Below are 18,227 nucleotides of genomic sequence, written 5' to 3'. Positions count from 1 at the left end.
CCTCGTCTCTACAATAACAATCAAGGACCTGCACCATGCCTGACTCCTCTCCGGGGCTCTCCCGGGCGTTGTCGCGTCGCCAGCTGCTCCAGGGCGGCCTGCTCTGCAGCGCGGCGCTCGCCCTGCCCCGCCTGGCGCGCGCCGCCGCCGAACCCCTCAGCCAACGCTATCCCGATCCGCTCATCGAGATCCTCGACGACCGCTTCCTGGACTTGCGCCTGTTCAACGCCAGCGTCGAGCGCCTGGCCACCGGCCTGCGCTGGGCCGAGGGCCCGGTGTGGATCGGCGACGGCAACTACCTGCTGCTGAGCGATATCCCCAACAACCGGATCGTCCGCTGGGACGAACTCAGCGGTCGGCTGGATACCTTCCGGGCGCCGTCGAACTTCGCCAATGGCCTGGCCCGCGACCGCCAGGGCCGCTTGATCGCCTGCGAAGGCTCCACCACCCAGGGCCAGGGTCGGCGGATCACCCGCACCGAGCACGATGGCCGCCTCACGGTGCTGGCCGACCACTTCGAGGGCAAGCCCTTCAATTCGCCCAACGACGTGGTGGTCAAACGTGACGGCTCGATCTGGTTCAGCGATCCGCCCTTCCAGGCCAACAGCGACTACGAGGGCCACCGGGTCAAGACCGAGCAACCCGATGGGGTCTATCGCCTCGACGGCGAGAGCCTGGCGGTGACCCGGGTGATCGGGGATCTCAACGGTCCCAATGGCCTGGCCTTCTCACCGGACGAAAAGCTGCTCTATGTGGTGGAGGGCCGGGCCAAGCCCAATCGCCTGGTGTGGGCCTATACCGTCAAGGACGACGGCACCCTGGGCGAGCGGCGCAAGCTCATCGAGGCGCTGGAATACGGCGCCCTGGATGGCCTCAAGTGCGACGTGGCGGGCAATCTCTGGTGCGGCTGGGGCAGCAGCGGCGCACCGGCCGCCAAGCCCGAGGCGCTCGATGGCGTGCGGGTGTTCGATCCCAGCGGCAAGGCGCTGGGTCACATCCACCTGCCGGAACGTTGTCCCAACCTGTGCTTTGGCGGCCCGGAGGGCAACCGGCTGTTCATGGCCGGCTCCCATTCGCTCTACAGCCTCTACGTCAACGTACGCGGCGCCGGACTCTAGCGCGATTCGGGCGGTGACTGCTCGACGAGGGTGGCCAGGGAATCGAGCACGCTGTCCAGGGCATAGGCCGCCTCGAAGCGTGCCAGATTCTGGGTGAGGTCGGCCAGGCTGGTGGTGACGCCCAGCCAGTTGCCCAGGCCGATCTGGCGCGCCGCCTCGGGCAGCGAGCAGCCCCCGTCGCGCCGTTCCAGCCAGGCCAGCACCAGTTCGGGCGGGGTATCGGCTTCCAGGCCGAGGGTCCGCAACAGCCGCAGCGCCTTGGCCTGCTGCCGGGGCGGCAGGCGGTGGCGCGCCGTAGGGGTGGGCTGGTCGACGATCAGCGTCAACCGGGAGCCGGAGGGGGTATCGGTCATCTGGACCTCTAGGGACTACACCAGAACCGCACGGCGCGAGGCCGTTTCTTGCCACCATGGTAGGCGAATAGTCTGGCCAATTGCCATCCCTCGGACCGGCCCTCATCCGCCCGACGCCACCGTTCGGCCGCTGCCCGCCGCGATCAGCGCGGCGCGCGACCCAGGCAGCGCTGCCAGCGCTCCTCGACCCGCTTCGCGAACCAGGCGGTGGTCAGGGTCCGGGTGATCTTCGGGCTTTCCAGGGTGATGCCCGGCAGGACGGCCCGCGGCAGGCTGCGCCCGGCCTTGCGCTCGGCCAGGGCATAGACCTTGGCGTAGAGATCGGTCCTGGCGAAGTCGTCGGATTCCCCGGCTTCCAGGTCATGGCGGATGGCGATGTCGCTCATGCCCAGGGCCGGCGCCAGGCGATTCACCGCCCGCTCGGTCTCGCCCTGGGTCCGCGAGCCGGGAACCACCAGGTCGCCGTCCAGCGCCAGCTTCACCCCCGCGGCGCGACTCACCGCACTCTGGAAGGCGGCATTGCGGCTGGCGTACCAGCCAGCGTTGAAATCGGCGAAGCGATACAGCGGTGTGGCGTAGTCCGCCGGATAGCCCAGCAGGTGCGCGGTACCGAAATAGAGGCCGCCGCGGCGGCTGAACACCTCATGGCGGATGGACCCCTCGCGCTCATAGGGATAGTCCCGGGCGTGGGCCTCGGCAAAGTCGATGCTCACCTGCATGGGGCCGCCGGTACGCACCGGATTGAAACGCCCGAACAACTGGCCGCCCAGGGGTACCATGGCGGTGAAGTCCTCGAAGATCAGACTGAGTTCGCGCTCGGTACGGGCAGCGTCCAGGCGCTCGGCGTAGGTCTTGCCGGTAGGCGACCTGAGACCAAAGGCCGTGCGTACCAGCAACTGGGGCACATAGGCCCGCGCGGCGCGCCGGTCGATTTCCTCGCGGGCGATGCGCCCCAGCCCCGGCACCGGCGGGTCGACCTGGTACGTCGACTCCTGCTCCGCCACCGCCAGCACGGCGCAGAGGTTCTCCGTGGTGGGGTCGAGGTGCTGGGCGCTGAAGGCCGTCTGGATGTCGCTGGCCCACCCCTGGCGATCCGCCACGCTGGCCGGCAGCAGCCGCACGAGTTCGGCGCGCACCTCGGCCGGCGAACGGGTCGGCCCCTGGGGGCTGGGCGTCAGGCTGCAACCGGCGAGGACCAGGGCAGCGGCCAGGGCGGTCCAGCCGCGCAGTCGCGACAGGGTGGGCGAGGCGGGAACGAACGGCACGGCAACAGCGGACACGGCGACTCCAGGGGATTCCTTTGGCCGCTTTGACCACGCCCTCGGCCAAACGGCTGCCCTGAGCGCTAGATAACTTCTCGCTATATCGATGTAACCCTTTCATTCAACCAGAGCTACCTGGCGGCTGGGATTCCCGGGCAAGTCCTACTAAAATAGTCGGACTTTAGTTCGAAGCTACCGGAACCACCATGCACACTTCCACCCTCGCTTCCCCCCGCCTGCCCTGGACCGCCCTCTGGGCCGGGCTGCTGCTCGCCCTGGCCGCGGTCTTCGTCGGCCAGGCGGTCGGTACCCGCCAGGCGCTCCTGCTGCTGCTGGGCGGCGCCCTGGGCCTGACGCTCTACCACGCCGCCTTCGGCTTCACCTCGGCCTGGCGGGTGTTCATCCGCGACCGCCGTGGCGCCGGCCTGCGCGCCCAGATGGTGATGCTGGCCCTGGCGGTGCTGCTGTTCTTCCCGGCCCTGGGCGCCGGCAGCCTGTTCGGCGAGGCGGTACGCGGCAATGTCTCGCCGCTGTCGACCTCGGTGGTGATCGGTGCCTTCCTGTTCGGCATCGGCATGCAGCTGGGCGGTGGCTGCGCCTCCGGCACCCTCTTCACCGTGGGTGGCGGCAACGCGCGGATGCTGGTGACCCTGCTGTTCTTCATCGTCGGCTCGCTGGTCGCCACCCAGCACCTGGGCTGGTGGTTCGCCCTGCCCAGCCTGCCGCCCACCGCCCTGGTGACCAGCCTGGGCGTGCTCCCGGGCATCCTGGTCAGCCTGGCGCTGTTCGCCCTGATCGCCTGGACCACGGTGGTGCTGGAGCGCCGCCGTCATGGCCAGCTGGAACGCGCGGCAGCCGGTGAACACCAGGGCGCGGCGCGCCTGCTGCGCGGCCCCTGGCCACTGGTCTGGGGCGCCATCGCCCTGGCGCTGCTCAACTTCATCACCCTGGCGCTGGCCGGCCGCCCCTGGGGCATCACCTCGGCCTTCGCTCTCTGGGGTGCCAAGGGCGCCGGGCTGTTCGGGCTGGATGTCTCCGGCTGGGCCTTCTGGCAGCAACCGGCGAATGCCCGGGCGCTGGCCGAGCCGCTGTGGTTCGACGTCACCAGCGTGATGAACCTGGGCATCATGCTCGGCGCCCTGGCCGCGGCCGGCCTGGCGGGCCGCTTCGCCCCCAGCCTGCGCATCCCCGCGCGGTCCCTGGTGGCGGCCGTGCTCGGCGGCCTGCTGCTGGGTTATGGCGCGCGGCTGGCCTATGGCTGCAACATCGGCGCCTACTTCAGCGGCATCGCCTCGGGCAGCCTGCACGGCTGGCTGTGGCTGGTCGCCGCCTTCGTCGGCAACGGCGTCGGCGTGCGCCTGCGCCCGGTCTTCTTCCCGGACGAGCGCCGGGTGGAGCGGCTGACCGGTTGCTAGACCGGTAGCGCCTGGCGAGCGGGCGGCAGGGCGCCCGCTCGCTCCGGCGTAGTCACCATGCCGTACTGGGGCGCACCGTGGTAGGTCTTGAGCGCCTGCATGACGAAGAGCAAGGCGGCGGTGCCCTGGTATTCGAACAGCCCCTGCAGCGGCCAGATGATCATGAAGGAGAGGAACACCGCCAGGGTGAATTCCAGGTCCCGGCTCAGCTTGCGCGCCACCAGGTAGTGGACGGCGAGGCCAATGGGAATCACCAGGATCGACAGGAAGCCGAAGCGGAACACGGTGCCGAAGATGCCGACGTCGGAGAGGAAGAAGTAGTCGCCGAAGATCGGCTTGAAGCCATCGTTCCACATCAGGCTGAGACTGCCGCTGGGCAGGCCGTTGTACAGCTGCAGGTGGTTGATGATCTGCGAAATGGTGTTTTCCCGAACGTTGTCGGTCGGCCCTTCCTGCACCGAACGCGCATAGAAATCCAGGTTGAAGCCCAGCACCTCCAGGAGATGGGGATAGAGGATCAGCGGCGAGATGACGAGGCCGCCGAACAGCGCCGGACCGATCAGACGGGCACGTAGCGCGAGGATGGTGAAGACCATGCAGACCACGATCAGCTGGCGGGTCTGCAGCACCACCACGATGGTGGCGAGGAAGAACAGCGCCAGCACGCCATTGCGCAGCTTGGGCCTCAGCTGGCCATCGATGAAGGAGCGACCGCGCCCGGCGAAGTAGATGCAGATGAAATAGCCGAAGAAGATCGCGACCGCCCCGGTGGAGGCCCGGCCGGGACGGCTGAGGTCCTTCACCTCTTCGCGCAGGTCCGGCAGCATCTTGAAGTAGGACAGCCAGCACAGCAGCGCCGAGAGCAGCCCGACCAGGATGATCAGATTCTCGAACTGGGCGGCGGTCAGGCGCTTGGCCAGGTAGAGCACCAGGAAGGCGCTGAAGCAGTAGAGCACCCGCCGCTCCTCGATGATGCCGTAGATCAGCGGCTGGCCCCAGAACAGCTGGGCGAACAGCGCCACCAGGACGACGAACACCACCGACGAGAACAGGCAGAAGGCCATCAGCAGCCGGTAGTCGCGCTGGGGCCGATGCCAGGTGCTCAGCGTGAACAGCGCGAAGAATCCCAGGCAGATCGCCAGGTACAGCTCGCCCACGTAGCGGATCCCTACCGGATTGGTCGGGCTCTGCTCGAACACGCCGAATTGCAGGACCATCAGGCCGCCCAGGGCCAGAAAACTCAGTCGATTGATCAGCGTACCCGGCATTACCGGTCTCCTCGTGGCCTGGTCATGGATAAAGAATTCATTGCACGCGCCAGTCGCCACCGACCTTGGCGTAGGTCAGTTGGCGGCCATCCGCCAGAGTCAGGCGGGCGCGGGTGTACTCAGGGAGGTCGACGCGGAAATCCCGGCCTTCCAGATAGAGGCCGCCGCAGGACCCGGGCTCGCCGCGATAGTCCAGCGGCTGGCGCTGCAACTCGTGGATGCTGCGGTGGAACAGCAGGTTGGCGTAGCCGCGTACGGTCATGTCGGTGGAAATGAGGGTGCAGCCCAGGTCGACCTGGCCCCGGACCAGCGTCGCCAGCGCCTGGTTCTGCCGGTCGATGGCGCCCCAGCCGGCGTAGCCGGCGAGGTCGCTGCGGTAGGTCTGGGCGTTCTGCCACACGGCGAAACCCAGCAGCATGGCGAGGACGGCGCGGCCCTTGCCGCCCAGGCTGATGAAGGCCAGACCGAGCAGCAGCGCGGCGGGAAAGATGAACTTGAGGCGGTCGAAGGAAAACTGGGTGGCGTGCTGCAGCAGCAGCAGGTTTTCCAGCAGCGGCAGGCTGGCGGCCAGCACGAGCAGCACGGTGCTGCGCGGCCAGTGCAGCGTCCGCCGCTGCCAGACCAGCACGCCGAGGGCCAGGGCCACCGCGGCCAGGAAGAGGCCGAAGGACAGGCCGTAGCCGGCGAAGAAGTCCACCAGGTGGGCGTTGTTCGGACTGCGCGCGAGGAAGCGCCGGGCGAAGGCCTTGAGCGTGGGGAGCAGGCCCGCTGCCAGGCTGTAGTGCAGCAGCACCAGCAGGCCGGCCAGCGCGGTGGCGAACGCCAGGCGCCAGGCCATCCGCTGGCCGTCCGGCAGGTGCCGACGCTGCAGCCAGAACAGCGCGACCAGGCCACCGCCGAAGACGTAGCCGGTCCATTCGGTCAGGGCGCCAAAGCACACCAGCCCGGCCAGCACCCAGCCGAGGCGGCTGCGCGACGGGCCGGCCGGCGCCTGGAGGTAATGGAAGAAGGTCAGCAGGCTGGCCAGCAGCAGCACCTGGTAGAAACTCTGCACCCAGTACAGCAACCCCTGGGACAGCAAGGCCTCGCGGCTGAACACCGCGACCAGGCAGGCCAGCACCGCCGCGCCGGCGGCCAGGCCGCGGCTGCCGCCGTTGCTGCGCAGCACCAGGTAGAGCAGGCGGAACAGCAGCAGCGCGGTCAGGGCGCCGAGGGCGGCGTTGAACAGCGCAAGATTGTGCAGCGAAGGCGGCAGGCCGGCGGCCTTGAGGCCGAGATAGGGCGCGAGGAAGCCATAGCTGCTGAAGCTGGTGTAGACGTAATCGCCGCTGCGGGTGGGGATGGTGGCGCCCCAGGAGACCTGCTTGTCATGGCTGCCGCCCAGGGTGATGGTCGGCAGCCACCAGTGGCGGGCCACCCCGGATTCGTCCAGCGCATTCAGGCTGAGCAGCACGTGATAGCTGGCTTCGAGATTCTGCGCCCCGGTGCCGTCGCGAAAATCCGGCAGGCGCCAGAGCAGCGCCAGCAACAACAGCAGCCCGACGGCCAGACCGCCTAGCCAAAAAGGCCAACGTCCAGCCCGGACCCCGGAATGGGTGACACCGGATACCACGCTCATCGCTTGTCTCCTGACAGCCGTGCAGTCGAGTACGCCGTCCAGGGCAATGAAGAACCAGGTCACCGCCATCCGCGGGCCTGGTACAACCGGTGCAAGACCACCCACACCGACCAGGAGGCCGCGCGGGTGGGTAACCGGGCTTCAACCGCTGACTACATTCAAGAAGCCGCCAGGAACACACCGTCGCCCAGGGGCCACGGTGTCTGTAGTGAAAGTCGCCGTTCCGCCAGCAGCCAGGCCAACGGAGGAACGGACAGGGACCCGCCAGCAGGTACCGACACGCCAGGCAACGGCACTGGATAGCAGGGTCGCGAAGAAGACTGCCTTAGCACCTTGACGCTGCCAAGCGGGCATCCGTCGCGTTCTGCACGGAGTGTCACATTTTTGGCTTTTGCTTTCGCTTAGAGTCGACGCAGCACTCCAGCCGACGAGGTGCGGATCCCGATCCAGCGCCTGGCGTTTCCCGCTGTGCCCTGCCGGGTGCCACCCTTACACCCCGGTTCACCGACCGCTGACCCTCGCCCGCGAGGGTGTTCCGCGACGGATGTCCTCACCGTACCTGCCCAAGGCCCGCTCCTGCATGGACATGTCGCATCAGGCTCTACCCGCTGCCGCCTCGGCCGCGGACATCGGATTCGCCCGCTACTGCGCCGCCCTCTGGCGGCATCGCCGCGGCCTGCTCGCGTGCGTGGCGGGCTGCACCCTGCTGGGCGTGGCCTATGCCCAGCTGGCGGCGCCGCGCTACCAGGCGGTGGCGACGCTGCAGATCGAATACCAGCGCGGCATCGTAAGGCTGGACGACGCCGACAACGGCCGCCCCCTGCCGCCGCCGGAAGCCATCACCGAAATGCAGCTGCTCACCTCGCGCCGGGTGGTCGGCGAGGTGGTGGATACCCAGGGCCTCGACTTGAGCGTCACGCCGCGGCGCCTGCCGCTGCTGGGCGACTGGCTGGCGCGTCGCTATGAGGCGAGCCATGGCGACATCGCCGCCGCGCGCTTCGGGCTCACCCAGTACGGCTGGGGTGGCGAGCGCCTGGTCATCGCCCACCTCGAGCTGCCCGACGCCCTCTATGGACAGCCGCTGACCCTCACCGCCGCGGCGCCGGATCGCTTCGTGCTCAGCGACGCCCAGGGCACCCGCCTGCTGGAGGGCCAACTGGGCCAGCCGGCCAGCGCCGGCGCCCTGCAGCTGGACATCGCCCAGTTGCGCGCCTACCCGGGCACCCAGTTCATCCTGGTCAAGCAACGCCGGGGGGTGGCCATCCAGGCCCTGCAGGAGCGCCTCAACGTCAGCGAGCGCGGCAAGCGTTCGGGCATCCTGTCGATCCAGTTGCAGGACCAGGATCCGCAGCGGGCCCAGCGCATCCTGCAAGGCATCAGCGAGGCCTATGTCCGCCAGGACGTGACCCGCAATGCCGACCAGTCCAGCCAGCAACTGGCCTTCCTGCGCCAGGAACTGCCGCAGGTGAATCAGCGCCTGAGCGCGGGTCGCCAGGCGCTGGACAGCTACCAGCGCCGGCAGGGCTCCATCGCCATCGGCGAAGAAGGCCGCAGCCTGCTGCGCCAGGCCGTGGAGCTCGATGCCCAGCTGTCGGGCCTGGAGGTGGAACGCCTGGCCCTGGCGCTGCGCTTCACGCCTACCCATCCGCTGTACCAGACCCTGCTGGCGCGCCGCCAGGTGCTCAACGGCGAACGCCAGGCCCTGCAACGGCGCCTGGGCAAGCTGCCCCAGACCCAGCAGGAGGTGCTGCGCCTGCAACGCGAGGTGGAGGCCGCGGACAAGCTCTATGCGCTGATGAGCAAGCGCATCCAGGAGCTGTCGGTGGTGCGCGCCGGCACGGTGAGCGATGTGCGCATCATCGACAATGCCTACGCCCAGGTGGCGCCGGTCTATCCGAAGAAGCCCCTGCTGATGCTCAGTGCCCTACTGTTCGGCTGCCTGGCCGGCGGCGCCTGGGTATACCTGCGCGCCAGCCTGGAACGAGGCATCGAGGACGCCGAGGGCCTGGAGCACCTCGGCCTGCCGGTGCTGGCCCAGTTGCCGCTGGCGGCCGGACGCCAGCTCAACGGTTCGCTGCAGGCGCCCCTCGACAGCGGCTACGCCGAAGCCCTGCGCACCCTGCGCACCAGCCTGGCTTTCGCCCGGACCGAGGCGCGCAACGACCTGCTGCTGATCACCAGCGCCAGCCCCGCCGCCGGCAAGTCGTCGGTCGCCGTGCAACTGGCGCGGGTCCTGGCCGAAGGCGGGACGCGGGTGCTGCTGATAGATGCCGACCTGCGCCGCGGCCGCCTGCACCGGCGCCTGCAGGTGGCCCGCCGTCCGGGTCTCGCCGAGGTGCTGGGGGGCCTGGCGACGCCCGAGCAGGCGATCCAGGCCAGCGGCCTGCCTGGCCTGGACTGCCTGGTGGGCGGGATCCGCCCGCCCAACCCGGCCGAACTGCTGATGAGTCCGCGCTGCACCGAGCTGCTGCGCCAGCTGCAGCATGACTACGACCTGGTCATCCTCGATACGCCGCCGGTGCTGGCGGTGACCGATGCCGTGGAACTCGCCGCCCAGGCCGGCACCTGCCTGCTGGTCTCGCGCCATGGTTGCAACACCGCCAAGGAGATCGAGGCCACCCAGCGCCAGTTCGCCCATAGCGGCCTGGCGCTGCACGGGGCGGTGCTCAATGCCGTGCCGCCGCCCCCCTTCGCCCGGGGCAGCCTGGGGGTGCTGGCGGGCTGATCCGCCCGGCCAGCCAGGCGCCCTCGATCTCTGCACCGCTTGGCTCGCCGTCGAGGCCGAGCACACCAATGCCCAGGTCATGGTCCTGTTCAACGAGCGGCGAGATCACCCGTCGGGCGGTGAGCGAGCAGGAGCGGCTGCGCCAGCGCATCGCCACCGACGCCACGGGCCCGGCGCCGGGTACCGTCAGCTTTCGTCTCAGCCTCAATGCGCCGGGTACCGACTTCGCCCTCGCCCACGGCCACCCCGCTTGGCCCCCTAGCGGGGTAGCCGCAACCAGGTGGTGCTGGCGGCGGCCGGCCCACGCCAGGCATGAAAAAGCCGCTGCACCCGGCGAGGCGCAGCGGCTTTCGCGTGCCGCCGTTAGGACTGTTTCCAGTCCGGATAGCGGCGCTGGTCGGCCGCCGGCGGGAAGTACTGGTACAGCCAGGTCTCGCTCAGGGCGCGGTCCTGGGTGCGGATGAAGGCGCGCATCTGCACCGGATCGGCCTTGTCGCTGGTGGGGTACCAGTCGAAGATCACCCGGTAGCCGCCGATCTCGTCGATCTTGAGCACGTGGAAATCCTGCACCTTGCCGTCGGTGACGGTGACCACCGGCTCGATGCCGGTGCCCTCGGGCAGGAACGACAGGCCGCCACCATTGAAGTCGATGGCGAAACGCCGCGCCCAGACCTTGGGCCAGTGTTCACCGGGCGCCCAGCCTTCGGGGAAGCCGCCGATGCCAGAGCGGGTGGCATAGACCCGTGCCAGCGGCGTGCTCACCGGCGGCAGCGCGCTCCAGTGCAGCTTGTAGCCATAGTGCAGCGACTTGCCGGCGGTGATGGTCTCGGCCGGTGCCCAGAAGGCCACGATGTTGTCCAGGGTCTCGCCGGTGGTGGGGATCTCCAGCAACTGGATGGCACCCTCGCCCCAGGCGGAGGTGGGCTCGACCCAGAGGCTCGGCCGGCGGTCGTAGCGGACCATGACGTCCTGGTAGCTCTCGAACTCGTGGTCGGTCTGCACCAGGCCGAAGCCCTTGGGGCTGTCGTCCTTGAAGGCGTTGAACTGCAGCTTGGGCGGATTGTTCAGCGGCCGGCAGATCCACTCGCCGTTGCCCTTCCACATGGCCAGGCGATCCGAGTCGTGGATCTGCGGGTGGTAGGTGTTGCAGGTCTGGCGCTCGTGGGTACCACAACCGAACATGCTGGTCATGGGCGCGATGCCCAGTTGCTTGATGTCGCGACGGGCATTGACGTTGGCGTCCACGTCCATCACCACCCGGTCGTTCAGGCAGTCGATGTCGAAGCGATAGGCGCCGGTGGCGCTGGGCGAATCCAGCAGCGCATAGACCACGAAGCGGGTGCTGTTCTTGTTCGGGGTGACGAACCAGAACTTGGTGAAGTCGGGGAATTCCTCGGGCCGCTCGGCATAGGTGTCGATGGCCAGGCCGCGGGCCGAGAGGCCGTACTGGCGGGTCTTGTCCACCGCGCGGAAGTAGCTGGCGCCGAGGAAGGAGACGATGTCGTACTGGGCCAGGTGCGGCGCCTTGAACAGCTTGAAGCCGGCGAAGCCCAGGTCGCCCTTCAGCTGGCTCTTGTCGACGCCGCTGTCGTTGTAGTTGAACAGCTCGGGGCGGAAGTGGACTTCCTTGGCCTCGTTGGTCTTGGGGTCCACCGAATACATGCGCACCGGCGTCTTGAAGCCCATGCCGACGTGGAAGAACTGCACGTCCAGCTGGCCCTTGAGATCGTGCCAGAGCGAATGCTGGGCATCGTAGCCGATGGCGTTGAACTGCTGCGGCGTCATGTTCGCCAGGGTGTCGGGCAGTTTCTGGGCGGTGGGCTGGTAGGCCTGGCCGGCCAGCTCCTTGGCATGCTGCTTGAGCCAGTCGAAATCGAAGGCCTGGCCGTCGCCGTTGGCCGGATTGGCGAAGGCCTGGAGGGCGAACAGCCCGGTGGAGGGAATGCCGGTGTAGGCCGCCAGGGCCAGGGACGCTTTGAGCAGGTGTCTACGCTGCATGGATCAACCTTGGTCACTAAGGATGAAAGATTCGGCCCAGCCGAACCGCCAGAGAGGAAAAAGAATGCACGATACCCGGATAGGTTCGCCATCGCACCGGTGAACTGCAGCCCAGCGCACGCTCTGGCCTGCCAGAGGGGTTACCAAAGCTTTCCGGTTCACAGTTCGGGTTACCGGACAGCGCCAAAGGCGCATCATGATCCCTTGCCGACCATACCGCTTGCGCCCTGGAACGCCGTCCATGTCCGACACCGCCATCGCCTTCGGGCCACCCAGCCCCATCCTGCGCATCTTCGATGACGAAAAGGCGCGCGAATTCTATTGCGGCTTCCTGGGTTTCCGCCTGGTCTGGGAGCATCGCTTCGCGCCGGGGCTGCCGCTCTACGCCGAAGTCGAGCGCGCCGGCCTGCGCCTGCACCTCTCCGGCCACCACGGCGACGCCTGCCCGGGCTCGACGGTCTTCGTACGGATGACTGGTATCCGCGCCTTCCAGGCCGAACTCCTGGCCAGGAACTACGGCTTCGCCCGGCCAGGTATCCAGGAACTGCCCTGGGGCCTGGTGATGGAGATCGCCGATCCCTTTGGCAATCGGCTGAGGTTCTGTGAGGAAAAGGTGGCGGGTTAGTACGGCGCGGACCCGCTTCGTTGGGCTTCGACGGTGGAGCCGTCTCAGCCCAACCTACGAAACAAAGCCCCTGCCACTCCGCCCCTCTCCCTTGGGGAGAGGGTTGGGGTGAGGGGAAGGGACCGCTCGATGCCGCGTTGTTGGGCTTCGACGGTGGAGCTGTCTCAGCCCAACCTACGGGATACCCTGGATGGACTTGTCTATCGGGGCAGGCACACTCCGTGGAAAACGCTGCGCGGTTTTCCACCCGACGCTGGGCGTCACTCCCCCAGCCGCTCTGCCCCCTCTCCCTCGGGGAGAGGGTTGGGGTGAGGGGAAGGGACCGCACAAGGTCACCGTCTCCTTCGTAGGTTGGGTTGAGCGCAGCGAAGCCCAACAGCTTCAGGCCGGCAACGGCTCCAACAGGGGCACCGCACCCTCCTCCACCTGCCACCAGGTTGGCAACAATGCCCTGACCTCGGGTTGGGTGAATCTGTCGTCGATGAGGTAGAGGCAGCCGCGGTCCTGCACGGTGCGGATCACTCGGCCGGCGGCCTGGATGACCTTCTGCAGGCCTGGATAGAAATAGGCGTAGCGATAGCCGTCGCCAAAGCGCCGCTGCAGGCGCTGGCGCAACTGCTCATTGACCGGATTGAGCTGGGGCAGGCCCAGGGTGGCGACGAAGGCGCCGATCAGGCGATCGCCCGGCAGGTCGATGCCTTCGCCAAAGCTCCCGCCGAGCACGGCGAAGCCGATGCCGCGGCCGTCGGCCTGGAAGCACTCGAGAAAGGCCTGGCGGGCGGCTTCGTCCATGCCGCGGGATTGGCGCCACTGGGGCACCTCGGGCGCCAGCTCGGCCAGCGCCTCGGCCACCTGGTCGAGGTAGTCGAAGCTGCTGAAGAAGGCCAGGTAGTTGCCCGGTCGCTGGCGATAGCGACTGGCGATCAGGGCGGCGATGGGCGCGCGCGAGGCGGCGCGGTCGGCGTAGCGGGTGGAGAGCCGCACCAGGCGCACCTCCAGCTGCTCGGCGGCGAAGGGCGAGGCGACGTCGACCCAGGCGCTCCCGGCCGGCACCCCGAGCAGATCGCGGTGGAAATGCTGGGGAATCAGGGTGGCCGAGAACAGGGTGCAACTATGCGCCGCCGCCAGCCGCGGACCGACGAAGGGCGCCGGCACCAGGTTGCGCAGATTGAGTTGCGACTGCGCCTTGCCGCGACCCTTGAGCAGGGTGACGTCGAACAGCGAGTGATCGCCAAAGGTCTCACCCAGGCGCATGAACTGCAGCAGGTCGAAGAACAGCGTCTGCAACTCGGGGGCCGGTGGCTTACCGGGTTCGCCGAAGTGCTCGGTGAGCAGCCCCACCACCCGTTGCAGGGCGGTGAGGAAAGCCGCGGGCAATTCCGGCTGCACCTGGTAGTCGACCTGTTGCTCCTTGTGCAGGCGATTCCACTCGCGATTGAGCGCTTGCAAAGCCTTGGCGATGGCCGGCGGCGCCACGGCCTTGCCCGCCGCCAGACGACGCTGGTCGAGACTGGCGCTATACATGCCACGGGCGCGGTCGAGCAGGTTGTGGGCCTCGTCCACCAGCACCCCGACTCGCCATTCCTGGGTCTGGGCCAGGGCGTGGAGCATGGCGCTGCCATCGAAATAGTAGTTGTAGTCACCCACCACCACGTCGCTCCAGCGCGCCAATTCCTGGGCCAGGTAGTAGGGGCAGACCTCATGGGCCAGGGCCGTCTCCCGCACCCGCGCCCGGGTCAACTGGGCAGGCTCGGCCAGGGCGGCGGCGCGGGCCGCCGGCAGGCGATCATAGAAGCCGCGCGCCAGCGGACAGGATTCGCCATGGCAGGCCAACTCCGGGTGCTCGCAGGCCTTATCCCGCGCCACCAGTTCCAGCACCCGCACCGGCGCGGCCAGGGTTTCCAGGCCATGCAGCGCCAGGGCGCGACCGGGGGTCTTGGCGGCCAGGAAGAACAGCCGGTCCAGCTGCTGCCGCGGCATGGCCTTGAGCAAGGGGAACAGGGTTCCCACGGTCTTGCCGATGCCGGTGGGCGCCTGGGCCAAGAGGCAGCAACCGACGCTGGCAGCCTTGTAGACGGCTTCCGCCAGGGGCCGCTGGCCGTGACGGAAGTCGGGATGCGGAAAGGCCAGGGTTGCCAACGCCCCATCCCGCGCGGCGCGATGGGCCAGCTCCTGGCGTGCCCAGGCGAGAAAGCGCGAGCACTGGAGTTCGAAATGCGTGGCCAGGTCCGCCGCCGTCCACTCTTCGGCGAAGACGGTCTCGGCGCCCGTGCCGATATCGAAATAGACCAGCGCCAGGGTCAGCTCCGACAGCCCACGGCTCTGGCACAGCAGGTGCCCATAGACCTTGGCCTGCGCCCAGTGCAGGTGGCGGTGATTGCCCGGCTGGCGTTCCAGACTGCCCCTGTGGGTCTTGACCTCTTCCAGGCGCCGGGCCGCGGCGTCGAAGCCATCGGCGCGACCGCGCACCTGCAGGTCCTCGAAGTCGCCCTGCAGGCTGACCTCGCGCTCGTAGTCGGGACCACGCCGCGCCGCCACCCGCTGGTGGCCCTCGATGCCTTCCAGGGCGGTGGGCGACGGGGTGAACCTGAGGTCCAGGTCGCCGGCCTTGGCAGTGAATTCGCAGAGGGCGCGAACGGCGATGCGATAGCTCATGCGGAGGTCGCGGCCACCTGCCACTGCACGTGGCAGACACTGACCGGGATGGCATGGGCGGCGAAGAAGTCCAGCCAGCGGCGCTGGTTGTCCTGCAGGCGATCCCCCGGTCCCTTGACCTCGATCATCCGGTAGCGCCCTTCCGCCGGCCAGAACTGGATCAGGTCGGGCAGGCCGGTGCGGTTGTTGTCCGGGTCTTCCAGCAGCCGTTCGAAGCACAGCCGCAGGTGCTGCGCCGGCAGGCAGGCCAGGGCCTGGTCGAGCAGGTCGCTGCCGAGGATGCCCCAGGCGACGAAGGGCGAGGCCAGGCCGCGCTTGGCGGCGAAGCGCTCGCGGATCACCGCGGGGTAGGAGCCATCGTCGAGTCGCGCCAGGCAGGCGGCGAAGGCCGCGGCGCGGCGCTCGCGAAAGCCCGGCAGGCGCAGGTCGGCTGGTTCGCGCTGATAGGGGTGGAAGAAGGCGCCGGGGATGGCGAGGAAGATGGCGTCCCAGCACAGCAGGCCGAACAGGCTGGTGAGCAGGGTGTTTTCCACGTAGTGCACCGGCGCCTCGTCGCGGCCCAGGTGCTCGCGCACCAGCCACTCGACCCGGCGCAGACCGTCGTTGACCAGTTCGAAATCGAGGCGCTCCACCGGGCTGGCCGGGCGGCGCTTGTTGGGCGGGCCGCCCTGCTTGCGCACCAGCCGCGGTAGGATGCGCGCCACCTGCTGGCGCTCGGCGTCATGGGCCGGGGCGGCGACGATGGCTTCCGCCAGCGCCTGGGCGGCGGGCCAATCCTCCAGCCGTTCGAGCATGCGCAGGGCGCGGATACGCGACTCCGGGTGCGCCGAGGCGGCGTAGAGGGCTTGCGCCTGGGCCAGTTCGCCCAGGCGCTCGTGGTGCTGCGCCAGCTCATGCAGCAGCTTGCCGCGGCGCAATTCCAGCCAGGTGTTGGCGAAGCGCTCGGCGGGCAGCAACGGCAGCAACTCGGCGGCCGGCAGGCCATCGCGCAGGGCCTGCCGGCAGCGCTGGATGTGAATGTAGGCATCCACCTCGTGCCGCTGGCCAAAGGCGCGGGATTCGGCGCTGAAGGCCACCGTCTCGTACTGGAAGATGCCCAGGTCGGCCAACACGAAGTCGGTCCAGTCCTGGTGCAGGTTGCCGAAGAACAGCAGGCGCAGGCGGTCGCAGAGGTCCATCAGCGTCAGCCGCCAGACGCCCTCCGCCACCAACTCGGGCACCGTACCGGTCCAGCCGCTGAAGGCCAGGGGCGTGGCCTGCTCGGCCTCCAGCCGCGCCAGCCAGTCTTCCTTACGCCCGGCCTTGGGCAGCCGGGCGCCGAAACAGCCGAGCAGCTCTTCCTTGCGCAACAGGGCGAAGAGTTCGATCAGGTGCAATTCGGGATCGTCCAGCAGCCAGCCCTGCTCCACCAGCGGGCTCGCTGCGGCGCGGGGGCAGCCGATCTCGGCATAGACCAGCTTGCTGGCGCGGAACACCTCGCCCTTGCGCATCACCAGGCGCACCAGCAGAGCCCGCGAGGATTGCGGCAGCTCGGCGAAGGCGGCGATGAAGCCTTGCTCGCGGTCGTCGAGCAGATCGGAATAGCGCAGGGCGACCCAGTCCAGTACCCGCTGGAAGTTGTGCAGATAGTAGAGGGGATCTTCGAGCGGAGCTTTCATGCGAAGGTGCGAATAGGATGGCGGCTGGCTATTTATCCAGCCCCGACCGGAGCGGGCAACCCCGATGCGATATGTGGTCATGCCGCCGGGGCCATGGCACTTCTTCGGTTGAAGATCCCGGCCACTAGTCATACGATGACTGACAAAGACCAGCACAACTACAAGTCCAGGAGTCTGAGCGTGAAGATCAAACGCATTACCGTCACCCCCATCGCCTTTCGCGATGCCCCGCTGCTCAACGCCAGTGGCATCCACGAACCCTATGCGCTGAGATCCATCATCGAGGTGGAGGGCGACAACGGCCACGTCGGTCTGGGCGAAAGCTACGGCGACGCCCCGGTGCTGGCCGTGTTGAAGGCCATGGAAAGCAGCCTGGTCGGTCTGTCCGCCTGGGACCTCAACGGCCTGCGCGCCCGGGTGGTGGCGACCGTCGCCAGCCTCGCCGACGGGGTGGTGGCCGGTGCCGAGCTGGCGCCCGGCTCCCATCCGAGCAAGCAGGTGGCCAATGCCTATTCCGCCTTCGAGGTGGCCTTCCTCGATCTGCAGGCGCGCTCCCTGGGGATTCCCCTGGTCAAACTGCTCGGCGGGGCGGTGCGCCGCGAGGTGCCCTTCAGCGCCTACCTGTTCCTCAAGTACGCCGAGCATATCGATGCGCCCTACAAGCCCGATCGCTGGGGCGAGGCCATCAGCCCCGAACAGCTGGTGGCCCAGGCGGCGCGGATGATCGAGGAGAACGGCTTCCAGAGCATCAAGCTCAAGGCCGGCACCCTGCTCGGCCCGGATCTCGAGGCGGCCTGCATCAAGGCCCTGCGCCAGGCCTTCCCGGAAGCGCCGCTGCGTATCGATCCCAACGGCAACTGGTCGCTGGAGACGTCCCTGCGCATCGCCGAGGTGCTGAAGGACGATCTGCAGTACTACGAGGATCCGACCCCGGGCCTGGACGGCATGGCCGAACTGCACCGGCGCACCGGCATACCCCTGGCCACCAACATGGTGGTCACCGATTTCGACGAATTCCGCCGCAGCGTAGCGCAGAACAGCGTGCAGATCGTGCTGGCCGACCACCACTACTGGGGCGGCCTCCGGGACACCCAGATCCTGGCGCGGCTGTGCGATACCTTCGGCCTGGGCGTGTCCATGCACTCCAACTCGCACCTGGGCATCAGCCTCATGGCCATGACCCATGTGGCTGCCGCGGTACCCAACCTGGCCTATGCCTGCGACACCCACTATCCGTGGCAGGAAGCGGACGAAGAGGTCATCCAAGGCGGCAAGCTGCCGATCCGCAATGGCTGCGTGGCGATCACCGATGCGCCCGGCCTGGGCGTGGAGCTGGACCAGGACCAACTCGCCAAGCTGCACCAGCAATTCCTCGCCATCGACATCCGCAGCCGCGACGACGTGCGCCAGATGCGCAAGTACCAGCCGGACTGGCAGACCCGCAAGCCGCGTTTCTAGCGAAGATCCCCACCCGCTTCGCGCCCCTGACGACCGGCCTTGCCGCCGGCCGTCAACGGCTCCGTTTCCCCGCG

12 protein-coding genes are annotated in these 18,227 nt (G+C 68.4%); 5 read left to right on the top strand and 7 right to left on the bottom strand.

Features of this window, described 5'->3' with window-relative positions; all coding sequences use genetic code 11:
* Nucleotides 1-35: 35 nt before the first annotated feature.
* Complete coding sequence (locus FSV73_RS04210; RefSeq protein ID WP_145004383.1) at nt 36-1,118, top strand: SMP-30/gluconolactonase/LRE family protein; 1,083 nt, start codon at nt 36-38, stop codon at nt 1,116-1,118.
* On the opposite strand, the gene FSV73_RS04205 is transcribed toward FSV73_RS04210, so the two are convergent.
* The gene (locus FSV73_RS04205) at nt 1,115-1,471 is read right to left on the bottom strand and encodes a hypothetical protein (protein ID WP_145004380.1); all 357 of its coding nucleotides are present in this window, start codon (nt 1,469-1,471) and stop codon (nt 1,115-1,117) included. The genes FSV73_RS04210 and FSV73_RS04205 overlap by 4 nt on opposite strands.
* A gap of 143 nt (nt 1,472-1,614) precedes the next feature.
* A complete protein-coding gene (locus tag FSV73_RS04200) occupies nt 1,615-2,736 on the bottom strand; it encodes a DUF1615 domain-containing protein (protein WP_437179265.1) in 1,122 nt (373 codons plus the stop codon).
* A gap of 203 nt (nt 2,737-2,939) precedes the next feature.
* Between FSV73_RS04200 and FSV73_RS04195 the strand changes: the two genes are divergently transcribed.
* Entirely contained in the window at nt 2,940-4,148 is a 1,209-nt protein-coding gene (locus tag FSV73_RS04195) for a YeeE/YedE family protein (protein ID WP_145004377.1), read from the top strand.
* Here the strand turns inward: FSV73_RS04195 and FSV73_RS04190 are convergent.
* Together FSV73_RS04190 and FSV73_RS04185 are read right to left on the bottom strand one after the other, a co-directional pair.
* Nucleotides 4,145-5,416, bottom strand: coding sequence for a hypothetical protein (locus tag FSV73_RS04190; protein WP_145004374.1), 1,272 nt, complete (start codon nt 5,414-5,416; stop codon nt 4,145-4,147). The genes FSV73_RS04195 and FSV73_RS04190 overlap by 4 nt on opposite strands.
* 37 nt (nt 5,417-5,453) lie before the next feature.
* Nucleotides 5,454-7,034: a hypothetical protein gene (locus tag FSV73_RS04185; RefSeq protein WP_145004371.1), complete on the bottom strand. Its 1,581-nt coding sequence runs from the start codon at nt 7,032-7,034 to the stop codon at nt 5,454-5,456.
* A gap of 544 nt (nt 7,035-7,578) precedes the next feature.
* Here FSV73_RS04185 and FSV73_RS04180 point away from each other — a divergent pair.
* Nucleotides 7,579-9,759, top strand: coding sequence for a polysaccharide biosynthesis tyrosine autokinase (locus FSV73_RS04180; RefSeq protein WP_260856020.1), 2,181 nt, complete (start codon nt 7,579-7,581; stop codon nt 9,757-9,759).
* Between the two features lie 363 nt (nt 9,760-10,122).
* Here FSV73_RS04180 and FSV73_RS04175 read toward each other — a convergent pair whose 3' ends face one another.
* The gene (locus tag FSV73_RS04175; RefSeq protein WP_145004368.1) at nt 10,123-11,757 is read right to left on the bottom strand and encodes a glucan biosynthesis protein D; all 1,635 of its coding nucleotides are present in this window, start codon (nt 11,755-11,757) and stop codon (nt 10,123-10,125) included.
* Between the two features lie 241 nt (nt 11,758-11,998).
* Here FSV73_RS04175 and FSV73_RS04170 point away from each other — a divergent pair, with 241 nt between their 5' ends.
* Nucleotides 11,999-12,382, top strand: a complete 384-nt coding sequence (locus FSV73_RS04170) for a glyoxalase superfamily protein (RefSeq protein ID WP_145004365.1) — start codon at nt 11,999-12,001, stop codon at nt 12,380-12,382.
* Nucleotides 12,383-12,763: 381 nt separating this feature from the next.
* On the opposite strand, the gene FSV73_RS04165 is transcribed toward FSV73_RS04170, so the two are convergent.
* Complete coding sequence (locus tag FSV73_RS04165; protein WP_145004362.1) at nt 12,764-15,037, bottom strand: ATP-dependent DNA helicase; 2,274 nt, start codon at nt 15,035-15,037, stop codon at nt 12,764-12,766.
* Nucleotides 15,034-16,695: a VRR-NUC domain-containing protein gene (locus FSV73_RS04160; RefSeq protein WP_145004359.1), complete on the bottom strand. Its 1,662-nt coding sequence runs from the start codon at nt 16,693-16,695 to the stop codon at nt 15,034-15,036. The genes FSV73_RS04165 and FSV73_RS04160 overlap by 4 nt, the downstream gene beginning before the upstream one ends.
* 180 nt (nt 16,696-16,875) lie before the next feature.
* On the opposite strand from FSV73_RS04160, the gene FSV73_RS04155 reads away from it, so the two are divergent.
* Nucleotides 16,876-18,153 carry a glucarate dehydratase family protein gene (locus FSV73_RS04155; protein ID WP_145004355.1) on the top strand — a complete coding sequence of 426 codons (1,278 nt, stop codon included), beginning with the start codon at nt 16,876-16,878 and terminating at the stop codon, nt 18,151-18,153.
* The last annotated feature ends 74 nt before the right edge of the window (nt 18,154-18,227 follow it).

This window comes from Pseudomonas oryzihabitans, from assembly GCF_007665395.1.
Classification (GTDB): Bacteria; Pseudomonadota; Gammaproteobacteria; order Pseudomonadales; family Pseudomonadaceae; genus Chryseomonas; species Chryseomonas psychrotolerans_C.
The sequence above is the reverse complement of the archived record's forward strand: the minus strand, read 5'-3'. Positions and strand labels throughout refer to the sequence as shown.

Bases quoted from the DNA above. Each gene is read 5' to 3' on its own strand.
- FSV73_RS04170 (WP_145004365.1), top strand. From the start codon at position 11,999: ATGTCCGACACCGCCATCGCCTTCGGGCCACCCAGCCCCATCCTGCGC.
- FSV73_RS04190 (WP_145004374.1), bottom strand. From the start codon at position 5,416: ATGCCGGGTACGCTGATCAATCGACTGAGTTTTCTGGCCCTGGGCGGC.
- FSV73_RS04180 (WP_260856020.1), top strand. From the start codon at position 7,579: ATGTCCTCACCGTACCTGCCCAAGGCCCGCTCCTGCATGGACATGTCG.
- FSV73_RS04160 (WP_145004359.1), bottom strand. From the start codon at position 16,695: ATGAAAGCTCCGCTCGAAGATCCCCTCTACTATCTGCACAACTTCCAG.
- FSV73_RS04165 (WP_145004362.1), bottom strand. From the start codon at position 15,037: ATGAGCTATCGCATCGCCGTTCGCGCCCTCTGCGAATTCACTGCCAAG.
- FSV73_RS04205 (WP_145004380.1), bottom strand. From the start codon at position 1,471: ATGACCGATACCCCCTCCGGCTCCCGGTTGACGCTGATCGTCGACCAG.
- FSV73_RS04175 (WP_145004368.1), bottom strand. From the start codon at position 11,757: ATGCAGCGTAGACACCTGCTCAAAGCGTCCCTGGCCCTGGCGGCCTAC.
- FSV73_RS04210 (WP_145004383.1), top strand. From the start codon at position 36: ATGCCTGACTCCTCTCCGGGGCTCTCCCGGGCGTTGTCGCGTCGCCAG.
- FSV73_RS04195 (WP_145004377.1), top strand. From the start codon at position 2,940: ATGCACACTTCCACCCTCGCTTCCCCCCGCCTGCCCTGGACCGCCCTC.
- FSV73_RS04185 (WP_145004371.1), bottom strand. From the start codon at position 7,034: ATGAGCGTGGTATCCGGTGTCACCCATTCCGGGGTCCGGGCTGGACGT.